At 37.9% G+C, this 20,730-nt stretch carries 21 protein-coding genes and 2 riboswitches; of the genes, 5 read left to right on the top strand and 16 right to left on the bottom strand.

From position 1 onward, the window contains the following. Window positions 1-13 precede the first annotated feature (13 nt). Window positions 14-688 (bottom strand): glutamic-type intramembrane protease PrsW, encoded by a 675-nt coding sequence (gene prsW / locus TY13_RS15380; protein ID WP_042477949.1) that lies wholly within the window; start codon window positions 686-688, stop codon window positions 14-16. A 164-nt stretch (window positions 689-852) separates the two neighbouring features. Here prsW and TY13_RS15375 point away from each other — a divergent pair, with 164 nt between their 5' ends. After that, entirely contained in the window at window positions 853-1,824 is a 972-nt protein-coding gene (locus TY13_RS15375) for an asparaginase (protein ID WP_042477947.1), read from the top strand. Window positions 1,825-2,033: 209 nt separating this feature from the next. On the opposite strand, the gene lepB is transcribed toward TY13_RS15375, so the two are convergent. From lepB to TY13_RS15310, 13 genes are all read right to left on the bottom strand, one after another. After that, complete coding sequence (gene lepB / locus TY13_RS15370) at window positions 2,034-2,690, bottom strand: signal peptidase I (protein ID WP_081797018.1); 657 nt, start codon at window positions 2,688-2,690, stop codon at window positions 2,034-2,036. Window positions 2,691-3,070: 380 nt separating this feature from the next. Continuing rightward, complete coding sequence (locus TY13_RS15365) at window positions 3,071-3,493, bottom strand: hypothetical protein (RefSeq protein WP_042477943.1); 423 nt, start codon at window positions 3,491-3,493, stop codon at window positions 3,071-3,073. Between the two features lie 133 nt (window positions 3,494-3,626). Continuing rightward, window positions 3,627-4,607 (bottom strand): YpdA family putative bacillithiol disulfide reductase, encoded by a 981-nt coding sequence (locus TY13_RS15360; RefSeq protein ID WP_042477942.1) that lies wholly within the window; start codon window positions 4,605-4,607, stop codon window positions 3,627-3,629. A 16-nt stretch (window positions 4,608-4,623) separates the two neighbouring features. Continuing rightward, window positions 4,624-5,388: a metallophosphoesterase gene (locus TY13_RS15355; RefSeq protein ID WP_230199457.1), complete on the bottom strand. Its 765-nt coding sequence runs from the start codon at window positions 5,386-5,388 to the stop codon at window positions 4,624-4,626. Window positions 5,389-5,511: 123 nt separating this feature from the next. After that, on the bottom strand, window positions 5,512-6,201 hold the full coding sequence (locus TY13_RS21440; RefSeq protein ID WP_042477938.1) for a LysM peptidoglycan-binding domain-containing protein: 690 nt from the start codon (window positions 6,199-6,201) through the stop codon (window positions 5,512-5,514). A gap of 110 nt (window positions 6,202-6,311) precedes the next feature. Continuing rightward, complete coding sequence (locus TY13_RS15345; protein ID WP_042477936.1) at window positions 6,312-7,748, bottom strand: RecQ family ATP-dependent DNA helicase; 1,437 nt, start codon at window positions 7,746-7,748, stop codon at window positions 6,312-6,314. Beyond that, entirely contained in the window at window positions 7,749-8,771 is a 1,023-nt protein-coding gene (locus TY13_RS15340; RefSeq protein WP_042477935.1) for a helix-turn-helix domain-containing protein, read from the bottom strand. Between the two features lie 389 nt (window positions 8,772-9,160). Then, complete coding sequence (locus TY13_RS15335; protein WP_042477933.1) at window positions 9,161-9,694, bottom strand: VUT family protein; 534 nt, start codon at window positions 9,692-9,694, stop codon at window positions 9,161-9,163. Then, complete coding sequence (gene queC, locus TY13_RS15330) at window positions 9,691-10,356, bottom strand: 7-cyano-7-deazaguanine synthase QueC (protein WP_042477931.1); 666 nt, start codon at window positions 10,354-10,356, stop codon at window positions 9,691-9,693. The genes TY13_RS15335 and queC overlap by 4 nt, the downstream gene beginning before the upstream one ends. A 10-nt stretch (window positions 10,357-10,366) precedes the next feature. Then, window positions 10,367-10,410: riboswitch (PreQ1 riboswitch) on the bottom strand. After that, the gene (queF, locus tag TY13_RS15325; RefSeq protein WP_042477929.1) at window positions 10,411-10,911 is read right to left on the bottom strand and encodes a preQ(1) synthase; all 501 of its coding nucleotides are present in this window, start codon (window positions 10,909-10,911) and stop codon (window positions 10,411-10,413) included. Window positions 10,912-11,030: 119 nt separating this feature from the next. Further along, window positions 11,031-11,077, bottom strand: a riboswitch (PreQ1 riboswitch). 109 nt (window positions 11,078-11,186) lie between these two features. Further along, a complete protein-coding gene (locus tag TY13_RS15320) occupies window positions 11,187-12,212 on the bottom strand; it encodes an HD domain-containing phosphohydrolase (protein WP_042477927.1) in 1,026 nt (341 codons plus the stop codon). 14 nt (window positions 12,213-12,226) lie between these two features. Further along, on the bottom strand, window positions 12,227-12,595 hold the full coding sequence (locus TY13_RS15315) for a response regulator (protein ID WP_042477925.1): 369 nt from the start codon (window positions 12,593-12,595) through the stop codon (window positions 12,227-12,229). Between the two features lie 15 nt (window positions 12,596-12,610). After that, window positions 12,611-14,968, bottom strand: a complete 2,358-nt coding sequence (locus TY13_RS15310) for a response regulator (RefSeq protein ID WP_052344358.1) — start codon at window positions 14,966-14,968, stop codon at window positions 12,611-12,613. Window positions 14,969-15,298: 330 nt separating this feature from the next. Between TY13_RS15310 and TY13_RS15305 the strand changes: the two genes are divergently transcribed. Both TY13_RS15305 and TY13_RS15300 read left to right on the top strand, forming a co-directional pair. After that, the gene (locus TY13_RS15305; RefSeq protein ID WP_042477923.1) at window positions 15,299-15,547 is read left to right on the top strand and encodes a ferredoxin; all 249 of its coding nucleotides are present in this window, start codon (window positions 15,299-15,301) and stop codon (window positions 15,545-15,547) included. A gap of 183 nt (window positions 15,548-15,730) precedes the next feature. After that, window positions 15,731-16,510, top strand: a complete 780-nt coding sequence (locus tag TY13_RS15300) for an enoyl-ACP reductase FabI (RefSeq protein ID WP_042477922.1) — start codon at window positions 15,731-15,733, stop codon at window positions 16,508-16,510. Between the two features lie 305 nt (window positions 16,511-16,815). On the opposite strand, the gene TY13_RS15295 is transcribed toward TY13_RS15300, so the two are convergent. Both TY13_RS15295 and TY13_RS15290 read right to left on the bottom strand, forming a co-directional pair. Beyond that, complete coding sequence (locus TY13_RS15295) at window positions 16,816-17,433, bottom strand: nitroreductase family protein (RefSeq protein WP_042477921.1); 618 nt, start codon at window positions 17,431-17,433, stop codon at window positions 16,816-16,818. Between the two features lie 13 nt (window positions 17,434-17,446). Further along, complete coding sequence (locus TY13_RS15290) at window positions 17,447-18,430, bottom strand: ring-cleaving dioxygenase (protein WP_042477920.1); 984 nt, start codon at window positions 18,428-18,430, stop codon at window positions 17,447-17,449. 259 nt (window positions 18,431-18,689) lie between these two features. Between TY13_RS15290 and TY13_RS15285 the strand changes: the two genes are divergently transcribed. Next, complete coding sequence (locus tag TY13_RS15285; RefSeq protein ID WP_042477919.1) at window positions 18,690-19,634, top strand: ring-cleaving dioxygenase; 945 nt, start codon at window positions 18,690-18,692, stop codon at window positions 19,632-19,634. Window positions 19,635-19,636: 2 nt separating this feature from the next. Further along, a complete protein-coding gene (locus TY13_RS15280; RefSeq protein ID WP_042477917.1) occupies window positions 19,637-20,692 on the top strand; it encodes an LLM class flavin-dependent oxidoreductase in 1,056 nt (351 codons plus the stop codon). The last annotated feature ends 38 nt before the right edge of the window (window positions 20,693-20,730 follow it).

Raw genomic sequence — 20,730 nt, 5'->3', positions numbered from 1 at the left:
ACTACTGCTATCTTCAATGTCTATTATTTTCTATTAAATGTTCAATTAAATGCTGATGAGCAAGCTTTACTTTGCGTAAACCAAACCACCATAAAAAAAGCATAAATGGCACCATTAAATAAATAAAATTGCCACCTAAAGTCCAAATTAAGTTATAGCTAAAATGCAGCATAATTGGAATGAATATAGAAAAAAATAAATAATCCTTCCACTTATCATTATTGGAAAACTTGCTTTTCCCAAAATAATAGCCCATCACGACACCAAATAATGCATGGCTTGAAACAGGAAGTAATGCTCTTACGAAAGCTGTATTTAAGCCAAACGATAGTAAATATAAAACATTTTCAACAGTAGCGAAGCCTAGCGAAACAGCTGCACCGTACAATATTCCATCGTACGGATCATCAAACTCCACATGACGAAAAATAAGAACAAAAATAATAAGCCATTTAAAAAACTCTTCAATTGTACTTGTAAACACAACATTCGTCATAAAAGGACTCGTAATTGTTCCTTCTTCTCCAACTACATATTGAATAAATAAAATAGGGAATGTGATAACCGCTCCGTATAAAAATGCTTGAATCAAGGTTCTACGTGGTTCTGTTGCCATTTGGTTGCGCATATAAAAATAGCCTAAAAGAGCTAATGCTGGAGCTATCGCCGCTGAGAGTAGTATAAACATATTGTAAGCCCCTTTTCTCTATATATGAAAACCTTTGTGTTGATGTATATGCCGGAATTTTGTATCATCAACACACCTAATATGAAAACGTTCCTTAACAATTTATTTAGATATTGTTATTATAACATTAAATGCATCGATACTGATTTCAAAAGGGGATTTTTATGTCAAAAAAAACTATTTTATTAATTCATACAGGCGGTACAATTTCAATGAAAATGAGCGCTGAAACAGGTGCGGTTATGCCTAATGAGCAAAACCCGCTAACGGCGGAAAAACATATGTTATCGACCTATGCAAATATTATTGAGGTTGAAGCTTTTAATTTACCATCGCCACATATTACACCAAACGAAATGTTGCTTCTACGCGATTGTATAGCTGAGCATGTCAATAAATATGCCATTGATGGTGTAGTTATAACACATGGTACAGATACTTTAGAGGAAACAGCGTATTTTTTAGATTTGACAACACGCTATAATTTCCCAATCGTTTTAACAGGGGCAATGCGCTCTTCCAATGAGCTTGGAGCAGATGGCGTTTACAATTTAGTAGAGGCAGTACGTGTGGCTTGCTCACAGGAGGCGCGCGAAAAAGGGGTGCTTGTTGTGATGAATGATGAAATACATCACGCATTTAATATTACAAAAACATCAACTTCTAGCGTCAACACCTTCCAAAGCCCGCAATACGGACCGATTGGCTTGATTACAAAAAAGACCGTGCATATTCATCATATGCCCGTGAAACGCCAATTTGTTGAGGTTGAAAAAATCGAAAAACGAGTTGCATTATTAAAGGCTTATGCTGGAATGGAAGCAGATATGATTGATGCCGTTTCCACCCTACAATATGACGGACTTGTACTAGAAGGCTTTGGGCAAGGTAATGTTACACCAGCTGTGGCTAAACGTCTCAAAACACTTGTCGCAGAAGGCATGCCAGTTATTCTCGTATCACGTTGCTTTAACGGTATCGCAGAAGGCGTCTATGGCTATGAGGGGGGCGGCAAACAGCTTGAGGATGCAGGTGTCATTTTTGCTAACGGTATTAATGGTCAAAAGGCACGTTTAAAGCTATTAATTGGCTTAAATCAAGTGCACCATCCTGTTGAGTTGAGGGAGTTTTTCTAATCTAGAATCAAAACAGATCGAATTATCTTATGACATGAATAGTTCATTAGATAATTCGGTTTTTTCTTTTTATGACTGTAATCGAATTTATGTAACCCCCTACTCAATTAGCAAATAAATTTTATTTTTATTATTGTCTTCCTCGCAATTTCTATATATCGAAAACAAGGCTACTTAGAATTTTTTCTATTCTAAGTAGCCCCTATTTTTTACAATTCTTCATATCCAAGCACAATACCTTTCACTGTCTCCATTGGAATTAAACCAAAATTACGGCTATCACTCCCTCGCCACCAAGCATCAACTAATACAAAAGCTGTCCCTTCTTCCACAGTTACTTTTGACATCGCTAAGTTATAATATGCTTTCGTTTGTTTTTCTTGCTCCTTCGTTTGAGGCCTTTTATTCTCTTGCGCATACCATTGCTCTTTATTCATACCAAACTTCGTTGCTTCCCCGTAAAATGCGTCAAGTCGCTGTCCGTCTATATACACTTTGCCTTTTTTTATTTCTACCGTTTCTCCCGGCAAGCCAACAATGCGCCCCAGCGTTGGTGATTCTAAATTGGGGTTTTCCTGTAAAAACTTTGGTATTATTTCATAATAGACAATCATTCCTCGTTGCAACGCAGGAATATTGGAAGATACAACGAGATTACCATGCTCATGGCTTTCTAAATCATGGTTGCCACGATCCATCGTGTCAGAGCTCCACTCTACTAAAAAGGTATCTGTTGTCTGCTCTACGGTTGTTAGTCTATCTGGGGTCGTTGTATCAACTAGCACCTTTTCTTTTCGTAAAGCAACGAATGCTACAATAATTATCACAGCTACAAAGAAACTAAGAATCATGTATCTCTTCTTCATCTGTCCCCCTCTTTTCTGCGAATTTATCAATTACGCCACAGCTAACTCAAATCAGTTTTTAATGATAAGATATTAAACTTAAAGAACATTCAAAATACTATTTTTTTCGAGTATACCGAAAAAACACAAAAAAGAGCTATTTTCATAAAACATTATAGAAATAATGTATTCACAATTGAATACATTAAAAAATATGCTCCCACTAAGCATAGATAAAAAATTTATCAAATTAAATTGGGAGCATATTTAATTTTATAGCTCAAAATTTCCTGAATCGCCTTAACAATCATTCCATCATGAAAATGTCTGCCTTAAGCTAATAAATTATTTTTAATAGAATATAATTTCTTTCGTTCAAGAATTTCTCCAAAAGCATATCATTAATTATTTTCAACTAACTTTCCATTAAACCATTTACACTTTGACTTTAATAGCTCATCTATGATGGAAGCGATAATTGCAATGGAAATCGCTGTAATAAGTGTCATCTCTAATTCGATATTCATAAAAATTATATGCGCGTCTGATGGTAAAATAAACTTAGCTACTACAGCTAATAAGATAAGAACGATAGCTTTACTGGCTACCTGGATAGGACTTTTCCATTTTCGCGAAAAGAATTCTGCTATGTAAAATGACAAAACCCCATAAATTAAAATAATCGGGCTGAACAATAAGCCGTAAAGTGGAACCATTATTATTAACTCTAGCGGATATTGCCATTCGCCCATTAACAAACCAAAAATTAAAGTTAATGAAATTAGTGTACTTAATAGCAGTGCTAATACTACCCGAAAAAGCATATATTTCATCTCCCTTATCTTATGCCAGTGCTTTGCTCTCTCCCTAATTTTTATACACTGTTGTGGTATTAAAATTGCACTAATTATATTTTATATCTACCTTTGCTAACCTTAAATTAGAAGCCTATTCAATTTAGGGGCGTCTTTTCACTTTAAACTTCCCCTGAATCGACTGCGCTATCATTCCACCATGAAAACGCCCATTTTCAATAAATATTTCATTGGCATTATTGCCTGCTGCAATAACACCTGCGATAAATAGATTTGGGACATTTGTTTCCATTGTTTCCTCATTAAAATGTGGTCGACCTGTTGCTTCATCGATTGCTACGCCCATTGCGCGAATAAAATTATGGTCAGGGTGATAACCTGTCATCGCAAAGACAAAATCATTGGCAATACGTTGTTGTTGGCCAGCTTTCTGAATAACAACCTCATGCTCACTAATGCTTTCTACCTCGCTATTAAAGTGCATTGTAATCTCACCTGAACGCACTAAAGCGTCAAATTCAGGTAGCACCCATGGCTTCACACTTGGGGAATATTCACTACCGCGATAGACGACTGTGACATGAGCACCTGCTTTTTGCAGTTCCAATGCTGCGTCTACTGCCGAATTTTTACCGCCAATCACTACTACTTGCGTATCAAAAAATGGATGAGCCTCTTTAAAATAATGATATACTTTTGGCAAATCCTCACCTGTAATGCCCATATAATTTGGGTTATCGTAGTACCCTGTGGCAATTATTACATAAGGTGTTTCATATATTGCTTTGCTCGTTGTCACAATGAATATATCACTAATTTTTTCGACCTTTTCTACCTTTTCGAAACGGTGAATATTTATTTCCTTTGCTCGCACAACCTCGCGATAATAGACAAGTGCTTGATTACGACGAGGTTTGCGCTCCTCAACAATAAACGGCACATCGCCAATCGCTAGTTTTTCACTCGTACTGAAAAAAGTTTGGTGTGTCGGATAATTATATAATGAATTTACAATATTCCCCTTTTCGATAACTACCGGCTGTAAGCCAATTTCCTGTAACTTGATTGCTGCCGCTAAGCCACATGGGCCACCACCTACAATCAAAGCATCTACTTTTTGCATATTACTATTCTCCTCTTCAACGTGTTCCATTTCTCTCAATTGTCACATCTATCACGTGGCATTCTGGCTTTGCCCCTAAACGTAGTGGTAGTAATGTTGTACCATAACCATTGCTAATAAGTGTCGGAATCCCATTCCGCACAGAATAAGAGCCTTTTGGATGTAGACCAAATTTCCAAAAGCGGATTTGCCCGCCATGCAAATGGCCTCCCATCATAAGCTGCGGGGTAAAGTAGCGCTGCACACGATAAAAAACTTGCGGGTTATGTGAAATAAAAAATGTAATATCCTCTTTTCGACATTTTGCAAATGCTTGCTCAAAATTATATTTTTTCGTGGATGTATCCTGAATTGCGCTAAGCCATATGCGATTTTCTCCAACAAGTAATTGTGCATCATTTTCAAGTATCTTCACATTCATTTCGGCAAATAAATGACGTAAACGCTGCTCTCCCACTTCATGGTCATTATTTCCCCAAACAAAATATATATCACCAAGCTGCTGAAGTTGCTGAATATTGATTCGCACCCGCTCGAACGATGTGCGCCTGTCGCATAAATCTCCACCGATAATAACCGCCCCTACTTTTCCTATTGCTTGTAGCATTCGCTCATCAATAACACGCTGATGAACGTCTGAAATAAAAAAAATACGCAAGCTTTCTGGGGTTTGGCCTTGTAGCTGTAAAGTATGATAGCGCACATTATTTTCAAATGCCTGACGCCACATATACATAATACATATGCATATAATCCCTAATCCTATTATTATGAACTTCACAATTAAAAACCTCTATTCAATAGCAATTCTTACAAAAACGGGGCTACCTAGAAAGATAAACTCCTTCTAAGTAGCCCCTTTAGTATATTACAAAAATCCTGTTAATCGTTCAAATAAGTCCTATTACGGAATAATAAGCGTTTGTCCAACGACAATATTTTCAGAGCTTAAATTATTAGCCTGCATAATTTTTTGTACACCATTCGCATCATTTGGATAATATTTCAAAGATATGCGGTATAAGTTTTCATTCGGCTGAACTGTATGAGATTTTGCTGAAGCTAATCGCTCTGCGTCTTCCTTCGCTTTTTTCTCAGCCTGTGCTTTTGCTGCTGCCTCTTTTTCTGCTTGTGCTTTCGCTGCTGCTTCCTTCTCGGCCTGTGCCTTTGCTAACGCTTCTTTTTCTGCCTGTACTTTCGCTGCTTCTTTCTCAGCCTGCGCCTTTGCTAATGCTTCTTTTTCTGCTTGCGCTTTCGCCGCTGCTTCTTTCTCAGCTTTCTCCTTCGCTGCCGCTTCCTTTTCTTTTTCCGCAGCCGCTATTTGTTCTTCATTATTTTCTATTGATGGCTTGTTCGGCTCTACTGTCACCGAATCATCTTTCTCCCCTGCTAAACTTTTCGGCTCGTAAAAAAATTGTACATAGCCTAATACAAGTAAAGGTATAAAGATAAAAAGTATCGTCATATTTCGAATAAGTCGGCTTTTTCGCTGTTTAGGTTTCTTTCTTGTGCGTGACTTTCTTTCTAACGGACCATCAAACTCTATTTCTTGACGGTGTTCTTCAATTTTTTCTCTATAATTTTCTTGTGTCACAACACACCCCTCCTTACACTACTATTCTATAAACATATTATGACTAAATTCTACAAAAAAATCAATTGCACCTTGGCTTTAGCTTTCGCACATAGAGAGGTACTTTTTCCCTAGCGTAGAGAAGATAGCAATATTCGTTGTAAACGTTCCTGCCATGTTAATATCTTTTCTGGCTCTTCGACAGTTTGCTTTGCAGAAAGAATCTCTTCAAAAACAAGTCCACAATTTTGACAGCAATTTGGCGTTTTTTCTGCTAATTGCTGACCAAAATAATTGACGAGACGCTCCCTCATACAATCGGTTGCTTGCACTATTTGTAACATCTCATGCACTGCTTTGTATTTGTCCATTTCCATTTGCTGCAATCGCTTTTGCACAGCCTCACTGCTTTCCTGCTGCATCCAATAATGTAAAACTCGGAAAGCCGTTTCAGAAATTTCCCCAGCATCAAGCATACGCATTGGATGATCACCATTGGCTAGGTAATGTTCGATATGCTGCATTTTTGGCAAATCCTCTGTCACGATAAATTGAGAGAATTGCTCATCTCCATCTGCATACAGTAATGTGGCTACTGCTGGCTGACCATCTCTACCTGCACGACCAATTTCCTGCATATAATTAGCGATATTGGCTGGCATAAATTCATGAATTACTTGTCTTATATCCCCTTTATGTACGCCCATACCAAAAGCATTCGTTGCAACAATCCACTCAAGCTTTCCAACTAAAAATTGCTGCTGAATAAATTGGCGATCCTCCGCTTCTTTCCCCGCATGATACGCCGCAGCTGCAATACCTCGCTCTAGCAATGCCATGCTGAGCGTCTCTGTTTTGCTGCGAGATTGCGTATAAATTATGCCTGGTCCATCTGTCGTCTGAACATGCTCAAGTATCCAATTTATTTTGTCATCCTTCTGTTGAAAAAAGCGTTTTGCTAAATGAATATTTGGACGGTTGACAGAATGTAAAAAATAAAATGGGGACTGCATATGTAAATATCTTTCAATATCCTGCAATACCGTTTGGGTAGCAGTAGCGGATAGGGCTAATATTGGTGGTTTATTATGCTTTGGAATGATTTCACCTAAACGCAAATAATCAGGTCGAAAATCAAAGCCCCATTGTGAAATACAATGTGCCTCATCTGCTACGATAAGCCCTAACCTTATCGCTCTAAGCCGTTCTTTTACTTGTGGCTGCATAAGCATTTCTGGCGATGCAAAAATAAAGCGGTATTGATGTAGAAAATGTAGTGCATAACGTTTTTGCTCTGCAGTTAAAAAGGAATTTAATGCTACAACCCGTTTTTCACCGAACTGCTTCAATTGATCTACCTGATCCTGCATTAAAGATAACAACGGAGAAACAATTAAGACTGGTCCATCCAATAAATATGCTGGTAGCTGATAGCACATTGATTTTCCCATACCTGTTGGCAGAAGCGCAATAACATCCCGTCCTGCCAAAAGCTGCTCAATCACTTCCTTTTGCCCTGTTCGAAAGCTCGTGTAGCCAAAATGTTTTTGCAATGCTTGCTCCAACATTTAATTGCCTCCTCTCGCTAATGCTAGACGTAATTGAAAATAAGAAAGATGCGGTAAAGCTTCACGTAACACTTTTAATTTTTTGGTAGCATATGATAGGACAGCTTTATTTACTTGCACTAGTTCCTCCTGATTAACAAAATGCTCGATTGGGAATGTGATATCGTTCATGGCTAATTCCACTAAATGATCCTCTACCGTGCTTTGCTTTAAATTTCTTTTACTCGCAATTTGTTGGAGCGAAAGGCCTTGCTGAAAAAGCTTTGCTGTTTGGTAGGCAGAGTCTGTTAGCGGCATACTGATGCGGAGCTGCTGCGCAATATCAGCTAGATACGGATAATGTTCAATATGCCCTAGCCAATTATGTAAAGCCGAAATATAAAGAAGCTGGCTATCCATTTCGGCACGCCCTGCTTGATACGCAAGCTGCTGCCACGTAAAGCCTGGTAAATCAACACCAGTTAAACGGTTAATTAACAGCTCTCGTTGCTCCTCTGTCACAGCAAGTGCTTCTAAGCTATTGGTAATTTCCTGCAATAATAGAACTTGCAAAGCTCCAGACTGATATTGATGGCGCAATAAAAACTGACGAGCAAAGTACTGAATCCCCTCATCACGTTGAATAGGGATAAATGCCTTTATATTAGCAGATTGATGCGATAATGCTTGAACAATAAGGGAAAGTCGCTCATAAAAAATATGCTCATTGCCCCTATAATGCCAGCTATCAAAGGTGCATGGCACTCCTTTTCTAGCTTGCTCTATCCCTCTTGATGTCAAAGAATAATAACCCGCATCATCCATCTGTAAATAGCCATTTTCCGCAAAAAGTTGAACAAAACCATCAAACTTCTGCCTTGTAAGCTTCGGTAATAAGCTAAAATAAGCATGCAAAGAGAAAATACCAACATCTTGTATCGTTTGTCCCGATCTTTTGCCGCGCAGCAAATGGTATGCAGAAGATACCGTTCTTTCATTATTTAATTTCAAGAAAATATCTAATAAAATTTGCTGAAAAATCAATGCGGCTCCCCACTTTCTTTCGACAAATTACTTTAAGTATAGCGCAGTTAATTGAAAAAACCTATTGTACTCTTTTATTCCATGACGATTAATAGTTCACTTCATAATATATCACTAATAGTCATATGCATTATGGAATATAATCATAGAAAAGTAGGAGAAAAAATAGCGGAAAATTATAAAGGAAGCTATGAAATCGGTGTTGTCATCAAAATCAAACAGCTATATGGAAATCGAATGAAGACTTCTAGAACATTGAATTTTTATTGCAATCAGATAGCAAGTACATGCTTTTTAACGGATTACTCTAATAGTACATCATCCTCCAAAATGTAAAGAGCTAGCAGGAAAAATCCACTCTCCTACTAGCTTTTCTTTTACTAAATCCTTTATACGAAGCGCTTTGCGCGCAAGGCTTGCCCTTGAATGATTGCAAATACACCTATCATTTGTAGCACTGTTTTGACGATAATCTGCCCAGCAATGGCTGCTGGTACTGCTGCCCATGGAATAAATCCAGCGCCAAGTGGACTTAAGCCAACAATGACGAAAACTGTTGAATCAAGTAATCCTCCAACAATACCACTATAAAATACACGCCAAGCCATTGGCAGTTTCAAGCGAGTATAAATTTCTGTATCAGCTGTTTCCGAAATTACAAACGATAATGCAGATGCAGCAACAATCATCAATGTATCACCTAATGAAAAGGAAACAACCGCTGATAAAAGCAAGGCTATTAGAATAAATAAATATGTTTTATTACGTCCATATTTATTTTGTACAAGATCACGGAAGATGAAAGTTGCACCGACAAAAAATGTTCCCATCGGCACAATAAATATTCCTAATTCGAAGGGCGCAAAGCGTGCTGTTACAATATTGGCAATGGCAATCGAGGCTAAATAAAGGAAAATTCTCATACTGTTTGTCCCTCTCTTTCCTTTAAATATTTTTGAAGCCCATTTTGACGAAGCTTACATGCTGGGCATTCCCCACATCCATCTGCAATGATACCGTTATAGCAAGTAAGCGTTTTTTCTCGCACAAACTCAAATGCCCCAAGCTGATCTGCCATTTGCCAAGCTTGCGCTTTATCCAGCCACATCAATGGAGTATGCACAACAAACGTGTCATCCATCGCTAGATTAAGCGTTACATTTAACGATTTGACAAAAATGTCGCGACAGTCAGGGTAACCGCTAAAATCTGTTTCACAAACACCTGTCACAATATGCTTTGCGCCAACTTGGCTTGCCAATACACCAGCAAATGATAAAAATAACAAATTGCGCCCTGGCACAAATGTTGATGGTAGCCCACCATCTTTTCCTTCCACAATGCTTACCTCTTGACGTGTCAATGCACTTACAGCAAGCTGGTTTAACAATGACATATTTAAAATATGATGCTTTACTCCAAGCTGTTGAGCGATATTTTTAGCACATTCAATTTCTAATAGGTGTTTTTGACCATAATCAAATGTCACTGCTTCCACTTCTTCAAAACGCTTTAATGCCCAAAATAAACAAGTTGTACTATCCTGTCCACCACTAAATACAATGATGGCTTTTTCCTTTTTCATCAAGAAGCCTCTTTTCTTAGTTTTTTTTAGAGGGTTGCTAAAAACCTCTTTCTTTTAACGATTATCAATTTTTTCTGGGTATAAATCGTGGTTCATTAAACGATAGTCCGCTATTTTTTCATACTTTGTCTCTGGTCTTCCGTAATTACACCACGGATCAATGGAGATGCCTCCACGTGGCGTAAATTTCCCCCACACTTCAATATAACGCGGGTCCAATAATTTGATTAAGTCATTCATAATGATATTGACACAATCCTCATGAAAATCTCCATGGTTACGGAAGCTAAATAAATAAAGTTTCAATGACTTGCTTTCCACCAATTTTTTATCTGGAATATACGAAATGTAGATGGTCGCAAAATCAGGTTGTTGTGTAATAGGACATAAGCTTGTAAACTCTGGACAATTGAATTTCACAAAATAATCTCGTTCTGTATGTAAGCTATCTACAGCTTCCAACACTTCTGGTGAATATTGTGTCGGATATTTGACCTGTTGATTACCTAACAATGTTAAATCTCCTAAACCTTCTTGCTCTGTACGACTAGACATAAAAAAGCCTCCTTGAAAAGTTGAGTAAGACTAAACTTTTAAAAGAGGCTCTGCTATTTTCTATATATTTGACAACATGAATCGAAACATTGTATCCGTCATTGGACGGTTTACGTGACATATCCATAGTTTTTTATAGAGGGTATTAGCTATGAACCTCTAATATTAAAGTTTTAGTATTAAATCTGTTCTTAGCCTATCAAATATACGGAAATACGTCAACGCAATAATTGACAAATTCTTATACTAATTCGATTAATTTGCCCTTATGCATGCTATACAACTAACTGCTCATTAAATAACTCGATAAACACATCTACAACGGCAGGGTCAAAATGCTTGCCTCTTTGTGCTTTAATTTCAATAATCGTCTCTTCTGGTGTCCACGCTCTTTTATATGGGCGCTCATGCGTAAGTGCATCATAAAAATCTGCTAATGCAACGATGCGTGCCTCTATGGGAATATCCTCTCCTGCAATCCCGTTTGGATAGCCTGTCCCATCCCATCTTTCATGGTGTGCAATGGCGATTTTGCGTGCCATTTTTAACGTTGAAAATACACTATCCGCTAAAATATCTGCTCCGATTGTCGTATGTGTTTTCATTCGCTCAAATTCATCTACTTCAAAGCGACCTGGCTTTAACAGTATATGATCAGGAATACCGATTTTTCCAATATCATGTAAAGGTGCAGCTAAACGAACAAGCTCGACTTCAGCTTGCGATAAATTTAAACGCTCTGCTATTAAGCCAGATAAATGTCCTACCCGCTGTGTGTGTTCACCTGTTTCGTCATCCCGATACTCCGACGCTTTGGCTAATAAGTTTAAAATCTCGTATTTCGCCTGCTGCAATTCCCATGTTCTTTGCTGCACTTTTTCCTCTAATAATTGATTTTGCTCACGCAACTGTCCATATAGCACACGCGTTTGCAATAAGTTCGTCATACGTAAAACAAGCTCAATTCGATCAATAGGCTTCGTTAAAAAATCGCTAATCCCCTCTTGAAATGCCTGTTTTTTAGCTTCAGGTGTGAGATCTGCTGTTAACATTAACACTGGTAAAACAGCATCTTTACTACGAATATGTTGAAGAATTTGTATACCATCCATCCCTGGCATATGCAAATCGAGTAAAACAATATCTGGCTCTTTATCATTAAAAAGTGGCTCTGCTTGAAAAGGGTCCATTGTACTATAGATATGCTCAAATCCTGCACGACGTAAAATGCGCTCTAACAAACTAACATTGTATTCTTGATCATCAACAATTAAAATTTTTGCTTGTTTTATTTCTTCCATTCTTTCCGCTCCATTCATCTACTTGCTAACGCTTTCGTTATTTTTTCAAGTAAACGCTCTAGTATTACGGGCTTTGTATCATAATCATCACAACCTGCTTGATAGGCCTTTTCTTCGTCCTCTTTCATTGCATGCGCTGTTAAAACAATGATTGGTATATGCCTCGTCGCCGCATTTTCCTTTAATCTCCTCGTTGCCTCCCAGCCATCAATCACCGGTAAGCTTAAATCCATTAAAATCAATGCTGGCTGCTGCTCTATTGCATAGTCAATTCCTTGTTGCCCATCCTCTGCCGTCACTACAGAAAATCCTTTTCGAATCAATCTTCTCGCTAGCATATCGCGATTCATTTCATTATCCTCTACAAGCAAAATAGTTTGCATTTCATCAAATCCTTTTTACTCTTTAATTAAAATTTCTTCGATTTTCTCTAATAGCATTTTATGTTTGAACATCCCTTTTTGCACGATGCTTTCAACATAGCTACTTAGCTTTGAATGCTCTTCTCCTGTTAATGTTTTAGCAGTTACGACAACAACTGGAATTTCTCGCCATTCTGCAGTTTCCCTCAATTCATTAATAAATTGGAATCCGTCCATTTCAGGCATCATTAAATCTAGTAATATTAATTGTGGCTTTTCATTTTTAACACAATCAATTGCATGTTGACCATTGCGAGCTTGCGTTACAGCATAGCCTTCTTTATTTAATAATTTCGTCATTAATTCGCTTGTCGTTATATCATCCTCTACAACAAGCACTTGTAATTGTTGCTTTTCTGCAACATAACGCTCCAATGTACTTACTAAGGATTCTTTATTAATTGGCTTCGTTAAATATTCTGAAGCACCGAGCGAATAACCTAAAGGCTCATCCTTTACCATCGACCAAATGATTACAGGTATATGCTGTAGCTCCTCATCATTTTTCAAAGCAGTTAGTACACTCCAACCATCCATGCTTGGCATTAATATATCTAGGCAAATAACTTCAGGCTGTAGCTGCCTTGCCATTTCTAATCCTTCCTGACCATTTGAAGCATAGGCTAATGTCCAATCTTCCTTCGCTAAATAATGCTTCATTAACTGATGATTTAACGGATCATCATCGATGTGTAAAATATTTACCTTGCTCTTTTTTTCATGCTTTTGTACTTCTCCCTTATTAGCTAAAGCAAGCTCCTCGACTGATGATATTGGTAGCCAACATGTAAATGTACTTCCCACATTTAGTTCACTTTCAACGCTAATTTCACCACCCAGTATCTCACTAAAGCTTTGGCTAATCGCTAATCCGAGCCCTGTCCCACCGTATTTTCTCGTTGTTGATGCATCGGCCTGTGTAAATGGCTGGAATAGCTTTTCTAACTGCTCTGCCGTCATGCCAATTCCTGTATCCTGAATACGGAAGCTGAAGCCTGTTTGTGCTTTACGCGCTTCCTCAGCAACCGTTAATGTCACTGTGCCATCTTTCGTGAATTTACTAGCATTGCTAATCAAATTAATTAAAATTTGTCTTAGCTTTGTAACATCTGTTGTCATTTCTCCATCGTCTATTCGCGTTATTAATTCATTATTATTTTGGTCAACAAGCGGTCTAACTGTTGCAATGACATCTTGCACAAGCTGTTGAATAGCTACTTTCTCATAATGTACTTCCATTTTACCAGCTTCAATTTTGGATATATCTAATATATCATTTATTAATGATAGCAAGTGCCTCCCTGCGTTGCGTATTTTACTTAAATCATCAACAAATAATGTTTCACCTATTTCCTCTGCTTCCTCAGCCAGCATTTCGCTATAACCGATAATCGCATTCAGCGGTGTACGCAATTCATGGCTCATATTTGCCAAAAACTTACTTTTCACCATATTTGCTTTAATGGCTTCGTCATGAGCCTGTTCAAGCTGTGCTGTACGTTCTTTCACCAGCAATTCTAAATTGCTATTAAGCTCCTTTAGTTCCTCATTCATTTTGTAAATTTCTTTCGTTTTCTCTGCAATTTCTGAATCTTTAAAGGAAATTTTATTAGATAAATAAATCCCAAATAAAGATGTAATTAAAGAAAACAGTGTGCCACCTGAAATAAAGTAGCCTAAAAACTGTTGATTAAAAATGACTCCCGTACCAGATGCCATACGTTCATCTATGTAAAAGTGTGCTGCATACATCCCAACATAGTGCATACCAGCAATAGCTGCGCCCATAACTAATCCGCTACCAAGCTTAGCGTATTTTTTTATATTTCCTTCCCCACTCTTAAAGAAGAATGCCAGCCACAGCGCTGCAAAAGATGCTAGAAATGCAATAACTACCGATAATAATACATAATTATTATTGTATGAAATACCAATTTGCATTGCTGCCATACCAATATAATGCATCGCCACAATTCCTGTAGCTAATAAAGCACTTGCACTCAATAAACGCGATAAACTTAAACGAGTGTTGCGGCATACTATATGCAATGCAAAGAACGAACCGACAATTGCAGCTATAACAGAAACAATCACAATAACGATATTGTAGGCAACTGGTACGGGTAATGAAAATGCTAGCATAGCAACAAAGTGCATCGACCAAATACCCATTCCCATTGCCCCTGCTCCAAATAATAACCAAAGTAGCCTTGATTTCCCCTTTAAATTGCTAATTCTCCCTACTAAATCAAGCACAGTATATGATGCTACTACCGCTACAATATATGAAAAAATAACTAGTATCGTATCATGTGATCCATGTATATGCTCCATCCCAAATCCTCCTTTTGTCATTATAATCTACTATTAATTATGCCCTGGCTAACTTTAGACCAGATTTTTTTCAAGCTCGCGTGGGGAATCTGTGACATTCACCGGGACTTTTATCTTGATTCAGCAGATGCCCAAACACCCATTTAGTCAAGATGAAATGAACCTTCTATACTAAATAATATTAAATATAAATTATTAAACTCAATACTTCAACTGGTGGATTAGACATTTGTATGAAAAACGAGCATTGACTGTTGAAAAGTATAGTAAACCACTATAGAATAAGAAAGAAGCTTATGAGAAAGCGAACGGAAAAAAGGAGAGAATACAATGCCAAAATATACAATTGTCGATAAAGATACATGTATCGCTTGTGGCGCTTGTGGCGCTGCTGCACCAGATATTTATGATTATGACGATGAAGGGATTGCCTTCGTTATTTTAGATGAAAACATGGGAACATGTGCAGTTCCAGAGGATTTATTAGAGGATATGCAAGATGCTTTTGAAGGCTGCCCAACGGATTCAATTAAAGTAGCTGACGAATCATTCGATGGTGACGCATTAAAATACGAATAAATTATGAAGGGTATCTGAAATGTTGGTTAATTCCTACATTCCAGATACCCTGCTTTTTTGTTTACGATATTAAGGCTAGAGTACCGAGTATAGAAAAATCTATTGCGTGCTTTTTTTTATCATGTTATAGTTATTTTTAGTAGTTGGTACTAATAACAGATATTATTGTACTAAAGGAGTGTAATGATGGATATTTTACAATTAAAAAATAAAAACATTGTTGTTATGGGTGTTGCAAATGAACGTAGTATTGCATGGGGTATTGCCAAAAAATTATTTGAAGTAGGCGCAAACGTTATTTTCACATATAGAAAAGAGCGCTCAAAAGGAAAAATTGAAAAAATGTTAGCGGATTACACAGACTATAAAACTGCTGTAATAGAGTGTGATGTTAATAGCGATGACAGCATTGCACAAGCTTTTGAGCAAATCGGCGCACAATTTGGCCAAGTTCACGGTATCGTTCATTCAGTTGCCTTTGCACATGCTGAAGATTTAAAAAATCGCTTCCATGAAACATCACGTGAAGGCTACGCTTTTGCACAAGATACAAGTGCTTATTCATTAGTAGCAGTTAGTAAAGCTGCCAAACCTTATTTAGCAGATGGCGCTTCAATTGTTACAATGAGCTACTTAGGAGCAGAGCGCGTATTAGATGGCTACAATGTAATGGGTGTCGCAAAGGCAGCTTTAGAAGCAGCTATGCGTTATTTAGCAGCTGACTTAGGTGCAGAAAATATCCGTGTCAATGCAATTTCTGCTGGTGCAATCCGCACACTTGCAGCAAAAGGTGTACCAAGCTTCAATCAAATTTTACGTCAAATTGAAGAAAAAGCACCATTAAAACGCAATACAAACCAAGAAGAAGTAGCTGACATGACAATTGTAATGCTAAGCACACTATCTCGTGGGGTAACTGGCGAAACGATTTACATTGATTCTGGTTACAATATTATGGGTTAAATCACCAATTACACCTTGGCGTAATTGCGTCCAGATTTTTCTCAAGCTAGCTTGAGAAATTCCTCTTCAAAATCTGTGACATCCGCCGGGGCGTTTGTGGCAACGTGATGTTGGTCACTCAGTCGTTGCCACAAGGATGGGGCGTTCTTAGACTGAGTTCCTCTATTTCATTGAGTGTATGGACACCCACTGAACCGTAGAAAGCAAAATAGAGCATTCGTCTCACCACCTGTAGGGGTAGGAGTTTTCCCTGAATCAAGATAAAAAAGCGATTTCGCAAAGTTATGCGAAATCGCTTTTTCTAACTAAATAAATTGAACGAATTCATTTACTGGTTTACGGTAGCCTCTTAAACGACGGCTTTCTGTTTTCTCTTTACCAATCGTAATCATTAATACAATTTCTTGATTATGAGGGATTTGTAGTAGCTCACGCACCTTATTCCGATCAAAGCCAATCATTGGACACGTATCCCAACCGCGATTTTTTGCGGCTAACATAAACATCATCGCAGATAATGAAGCGTTTCGAATTGCCTCTTCCTTCATAAACTGCTCTCCACGACCTTCGTAAAAGTTTGTATTTTCTTTTACAAGATCCTGTAGCTCACTCTCGTTAATTATTCCTAAGTCACGCATACCTTGATTTATAGCTTCTGTCTGCTGATAGGCATAGCGATCTCCCGTTACGATAATTACTGCTGATGCACTATGCACTTTATATTGACCATAAGCTGCTTCACGTACTTGCTCTTTCTTTGCTTCGTCAATAACAGCGAAATAATGTGGGTGCTGTAAATTAAATGCTGTTGGGACATATTTTACATCATCGAAAATAGCTTTTAAATCAGTCTCTGTAATTGGCACACCTTGTACAAAATTATTAGCTGAGCGGCGCTGCTCAATTAGCTGTCGAAAATCCATGCTGCTAACTCCCTTATTCGTATTCTTTTTCAAAAGTTTTCGTGCTACGTACTGTATCAATTGGTCGTACTAAACGCTCAATTTGCTCACGTTTTGGCTCTAAAAATGGTGGTAAAGAAAGTTTCTCGCCTAATGTTTCGTATGGCTCATCACCCATAAATCCTGGGCCGTCTGTTGCAAGCTCGAATAAAATTTGTGGTGCAACACGTGTGTACAACGACTCAAAGAAATGGCGGTTAACATAGCCTGACGTGTTTAAACCGAAGCTTTCAAAATGATTTTGCCACTCGTTTAACATTGCGCGATCCTCGACACGGAATGCTGCATGATGCACTGTTCCAAAGCCTTGACGTGCATTCGGTAACACCGCATTATGCTCAACGATAATTTGAGCTCCGTTACCACCCTCACCTACTTCGAATAAGTGGAATGAATCCTCCTGTGCAATTTCAGTAAATAGCATCACTTTTTCTAGCATTTGCTTAAAGAAAGCAAAATCACTAATGCGAACAAATACTGGTCCTAATCCTGTAATCGCGTATTCTAATGGAATTGGACCTTTTTCCCATGGTGTACCTGAAGCAACACCACTATTATTTTCATCGGAAATTAGTTGATAATGTTGATCATCAAAATCGACAAAAGATAAAGTCTTTTTACCAAACTGCTCCTTAATACCTGAATGCTTTACTTCTAAACGGTCAAAGCGCTTTACCCAATAATCAAGGGCCGAATCTGTTGGCACACGGAATGATGTTTTTGAAATTTCGTTTGTACCATGTACTCCCTGTGGAATACCTGGGAAATCAAAAAATGTCATATCTGTTCCTGCAGAACCTTTATCATCTGCAAAAAATAGATGGTATGTTTGGATATCATCTTGGTTGACTGTTTTCTTTACTAAACGCATCCCCAATACATTAGTGAAAAACTCATAATTTTTTTCTGCACTGCTTGTAATAGCTGTTACGTGATGGATTCCTTTTAAATGATTCATTTGTTATTCCTCCAATATATTATTTATAGTTGTTCATAGTCTTTCTATAAGCATTAAGCTTGAAACATGTTGGTTCTGCTTAATTTTAATTAGGTGTTCTTTCAGAATTCAATTTATCTTGAATTCGAGATAAATTTACCACACATATTTGAAGATGTCAATAGTTCTAAAAAAACATCTCGAATTCGAGATATTTTTCTTGCATATTACATTTTCAAGTAGTAAAGTGAGAAACAACAACATACAAGGAGCGATTGATATGTATACTATTCCAGGACATCATCATATTTCAATGCTAACAAAAGATGCGAAGCAAAATAACCATTTCTATCGACATATTTTAGGATTACGCCGTGTAAAACTAACAGTAAATCAAGATGATCCATCGATGTATCATCTATTTTATGGTGATACAACAGGTAGTCCAGGTACAGAATTATCGTTTTTTGAAATGCCATTTATCGGACGCACACACCGCGGAACAAATGCCATCACTCAAATAGGCTTACTTGTACCAACAGAAGAAAGCTTACTTTATTGGCAAAAACGCTTTGCGAGCTTTAATGTAAAGCATAGTGAAATTACGACATATGCAAACCGCCCAGCTCTTCATTTCGAAGATGAGGATGGCTTACGCATGGTGCTTCTCGCTGCAAATGGCGAGGTGATTGATTTCTGGCAAACATGGGCTAAATCCCCTGTTCCTACCGAGCATCAAATTTTAGGTATGGGTACTGTGGAAATAACAGTAAAACGCCTTGATAAAATAGCAAGTACATTGCAAATGTTCAATTATAAAGAAATTAGTCGCACAGCAAATGAAGCAATTTTTCAATCTGTTGAAGGGCAAGTTTTTGGAGAAATCGTTATTAAAGAGCTTGATGGGCCTAGTGAAAAACCTGGTCGTGGCAGCATCCATCATTTAGCAATTCGCGTGCGTAATAGCGAGGAGCTAGCTTATTGGGAGGAACGTGTAAAAGAACGCGGCTTCCGTACATCTGGAATTATCGACCGCTATTATTTCGAAAGCTTATATTTCCGTGAATCCAATGGTATTCTTTTTGAAATTGCGACTGATGGCCCAGGCTTCACAATTGATGGTGATGTAACAACACTTGGTGAAAAATTGGATTTACCACCGTTTTTGGAAGACAAGCGTGCTGAAATTGAAGCACATTTGCAACCAATCGAAGGAGACGAATGATAATGCAAAACTATCGTATCGATACAACAAAAGGAATGGAATTTGGACTCTATTCATTAGGTGACCATATTGCCAACCCATTAACAGGTGACCGCATTTCAGCACAGCAACGTATTCAAGAAATAATTGAGGCAAGCAAACTAGCTGAGCAAGCTGGCATTGATGTATTTGCTGTAGGCGAAAGCCATCAAACGCATTTTACATCTCAGGCACATACAGTTATTTTAGGAGCAATTGCACAGGCAACAGAGCGTATTAAAATTACTAGCTCTGCTACTGTATTAAGCGTGGCTGACCCAGTGCGCATATACGAGGACTTTGCAACAATCGACTTAATTTCCAACGGACGTGCTGAAATTGTTGCAGGGCGCGGCTCTCGTGTTGGTGCTTACGAGCTATTCGGCTACGATTTAGCCTATTACGAGGATTTATTTGAAGAAAAACTAGAGCTATTAATGAAGCTAAATGAGAAGGAAAAAATTACGTGGGAAGGACAGTTCCGACCACCACTTATTAATGCAATGATTTATCCGCAGCCAAAGGAAGGTTCATTACCAATTTGGCGGGCTGTTGGTGGACCTCCTGCAAGCGCGATTAAAGCAGGACATATGGGCATTCCAATGATGCTTACTACACTAGGTGGACCAGCTGCAAACTTTAAAGTTTCAGTCGATGCTTACCGTGAAGCCGCTACAGAAAGTGGTTTCGACCCAGCTAATTTGCCAATTGCGACAACAAGCTTATTTTATGTTGCAGAAACAACACAGCAAGCAATCGACGAAATGTACCCGCATTTGAATAGCGGATTTTTAACAATTCGTGGTAATGGCTATCCTAGACAACAAATTGAGCTAGCTAGCGATACAAAAGACGCTTTAATGGTCGGTAGCCCACAGCAAATTATTGAAAAAATGCTTTACCAATATGAATTATTCGGTCAGCAACGCTTTATGGCGCAAATCGACTTTGGCGGTGTACCTTTCAATCAAGTAATGAAAAATATCGAATTAATCGGGAACGAAATTATTCCTGCTATTAAAAAACATACACAGCAATAACCGTTGTATTTTTAGCATAGCTTCAATTATTATTGAAA

It is taken from the genome of Bacillus ndiopicus, assembly GCF_000612805.1.
Classification (GTDB): domain Bacteria; phylum Bacillota; class Bacilli; order Bacillales_A; family Planococcaceae; genus Metasolibacillus; species Metasolibacillus ndiopicus.
The sequence above is the reverse complement of the archived record's forward strand: the minus strand, read 5'-3'. Positions and strand labels throughout refer to the sequence as shown.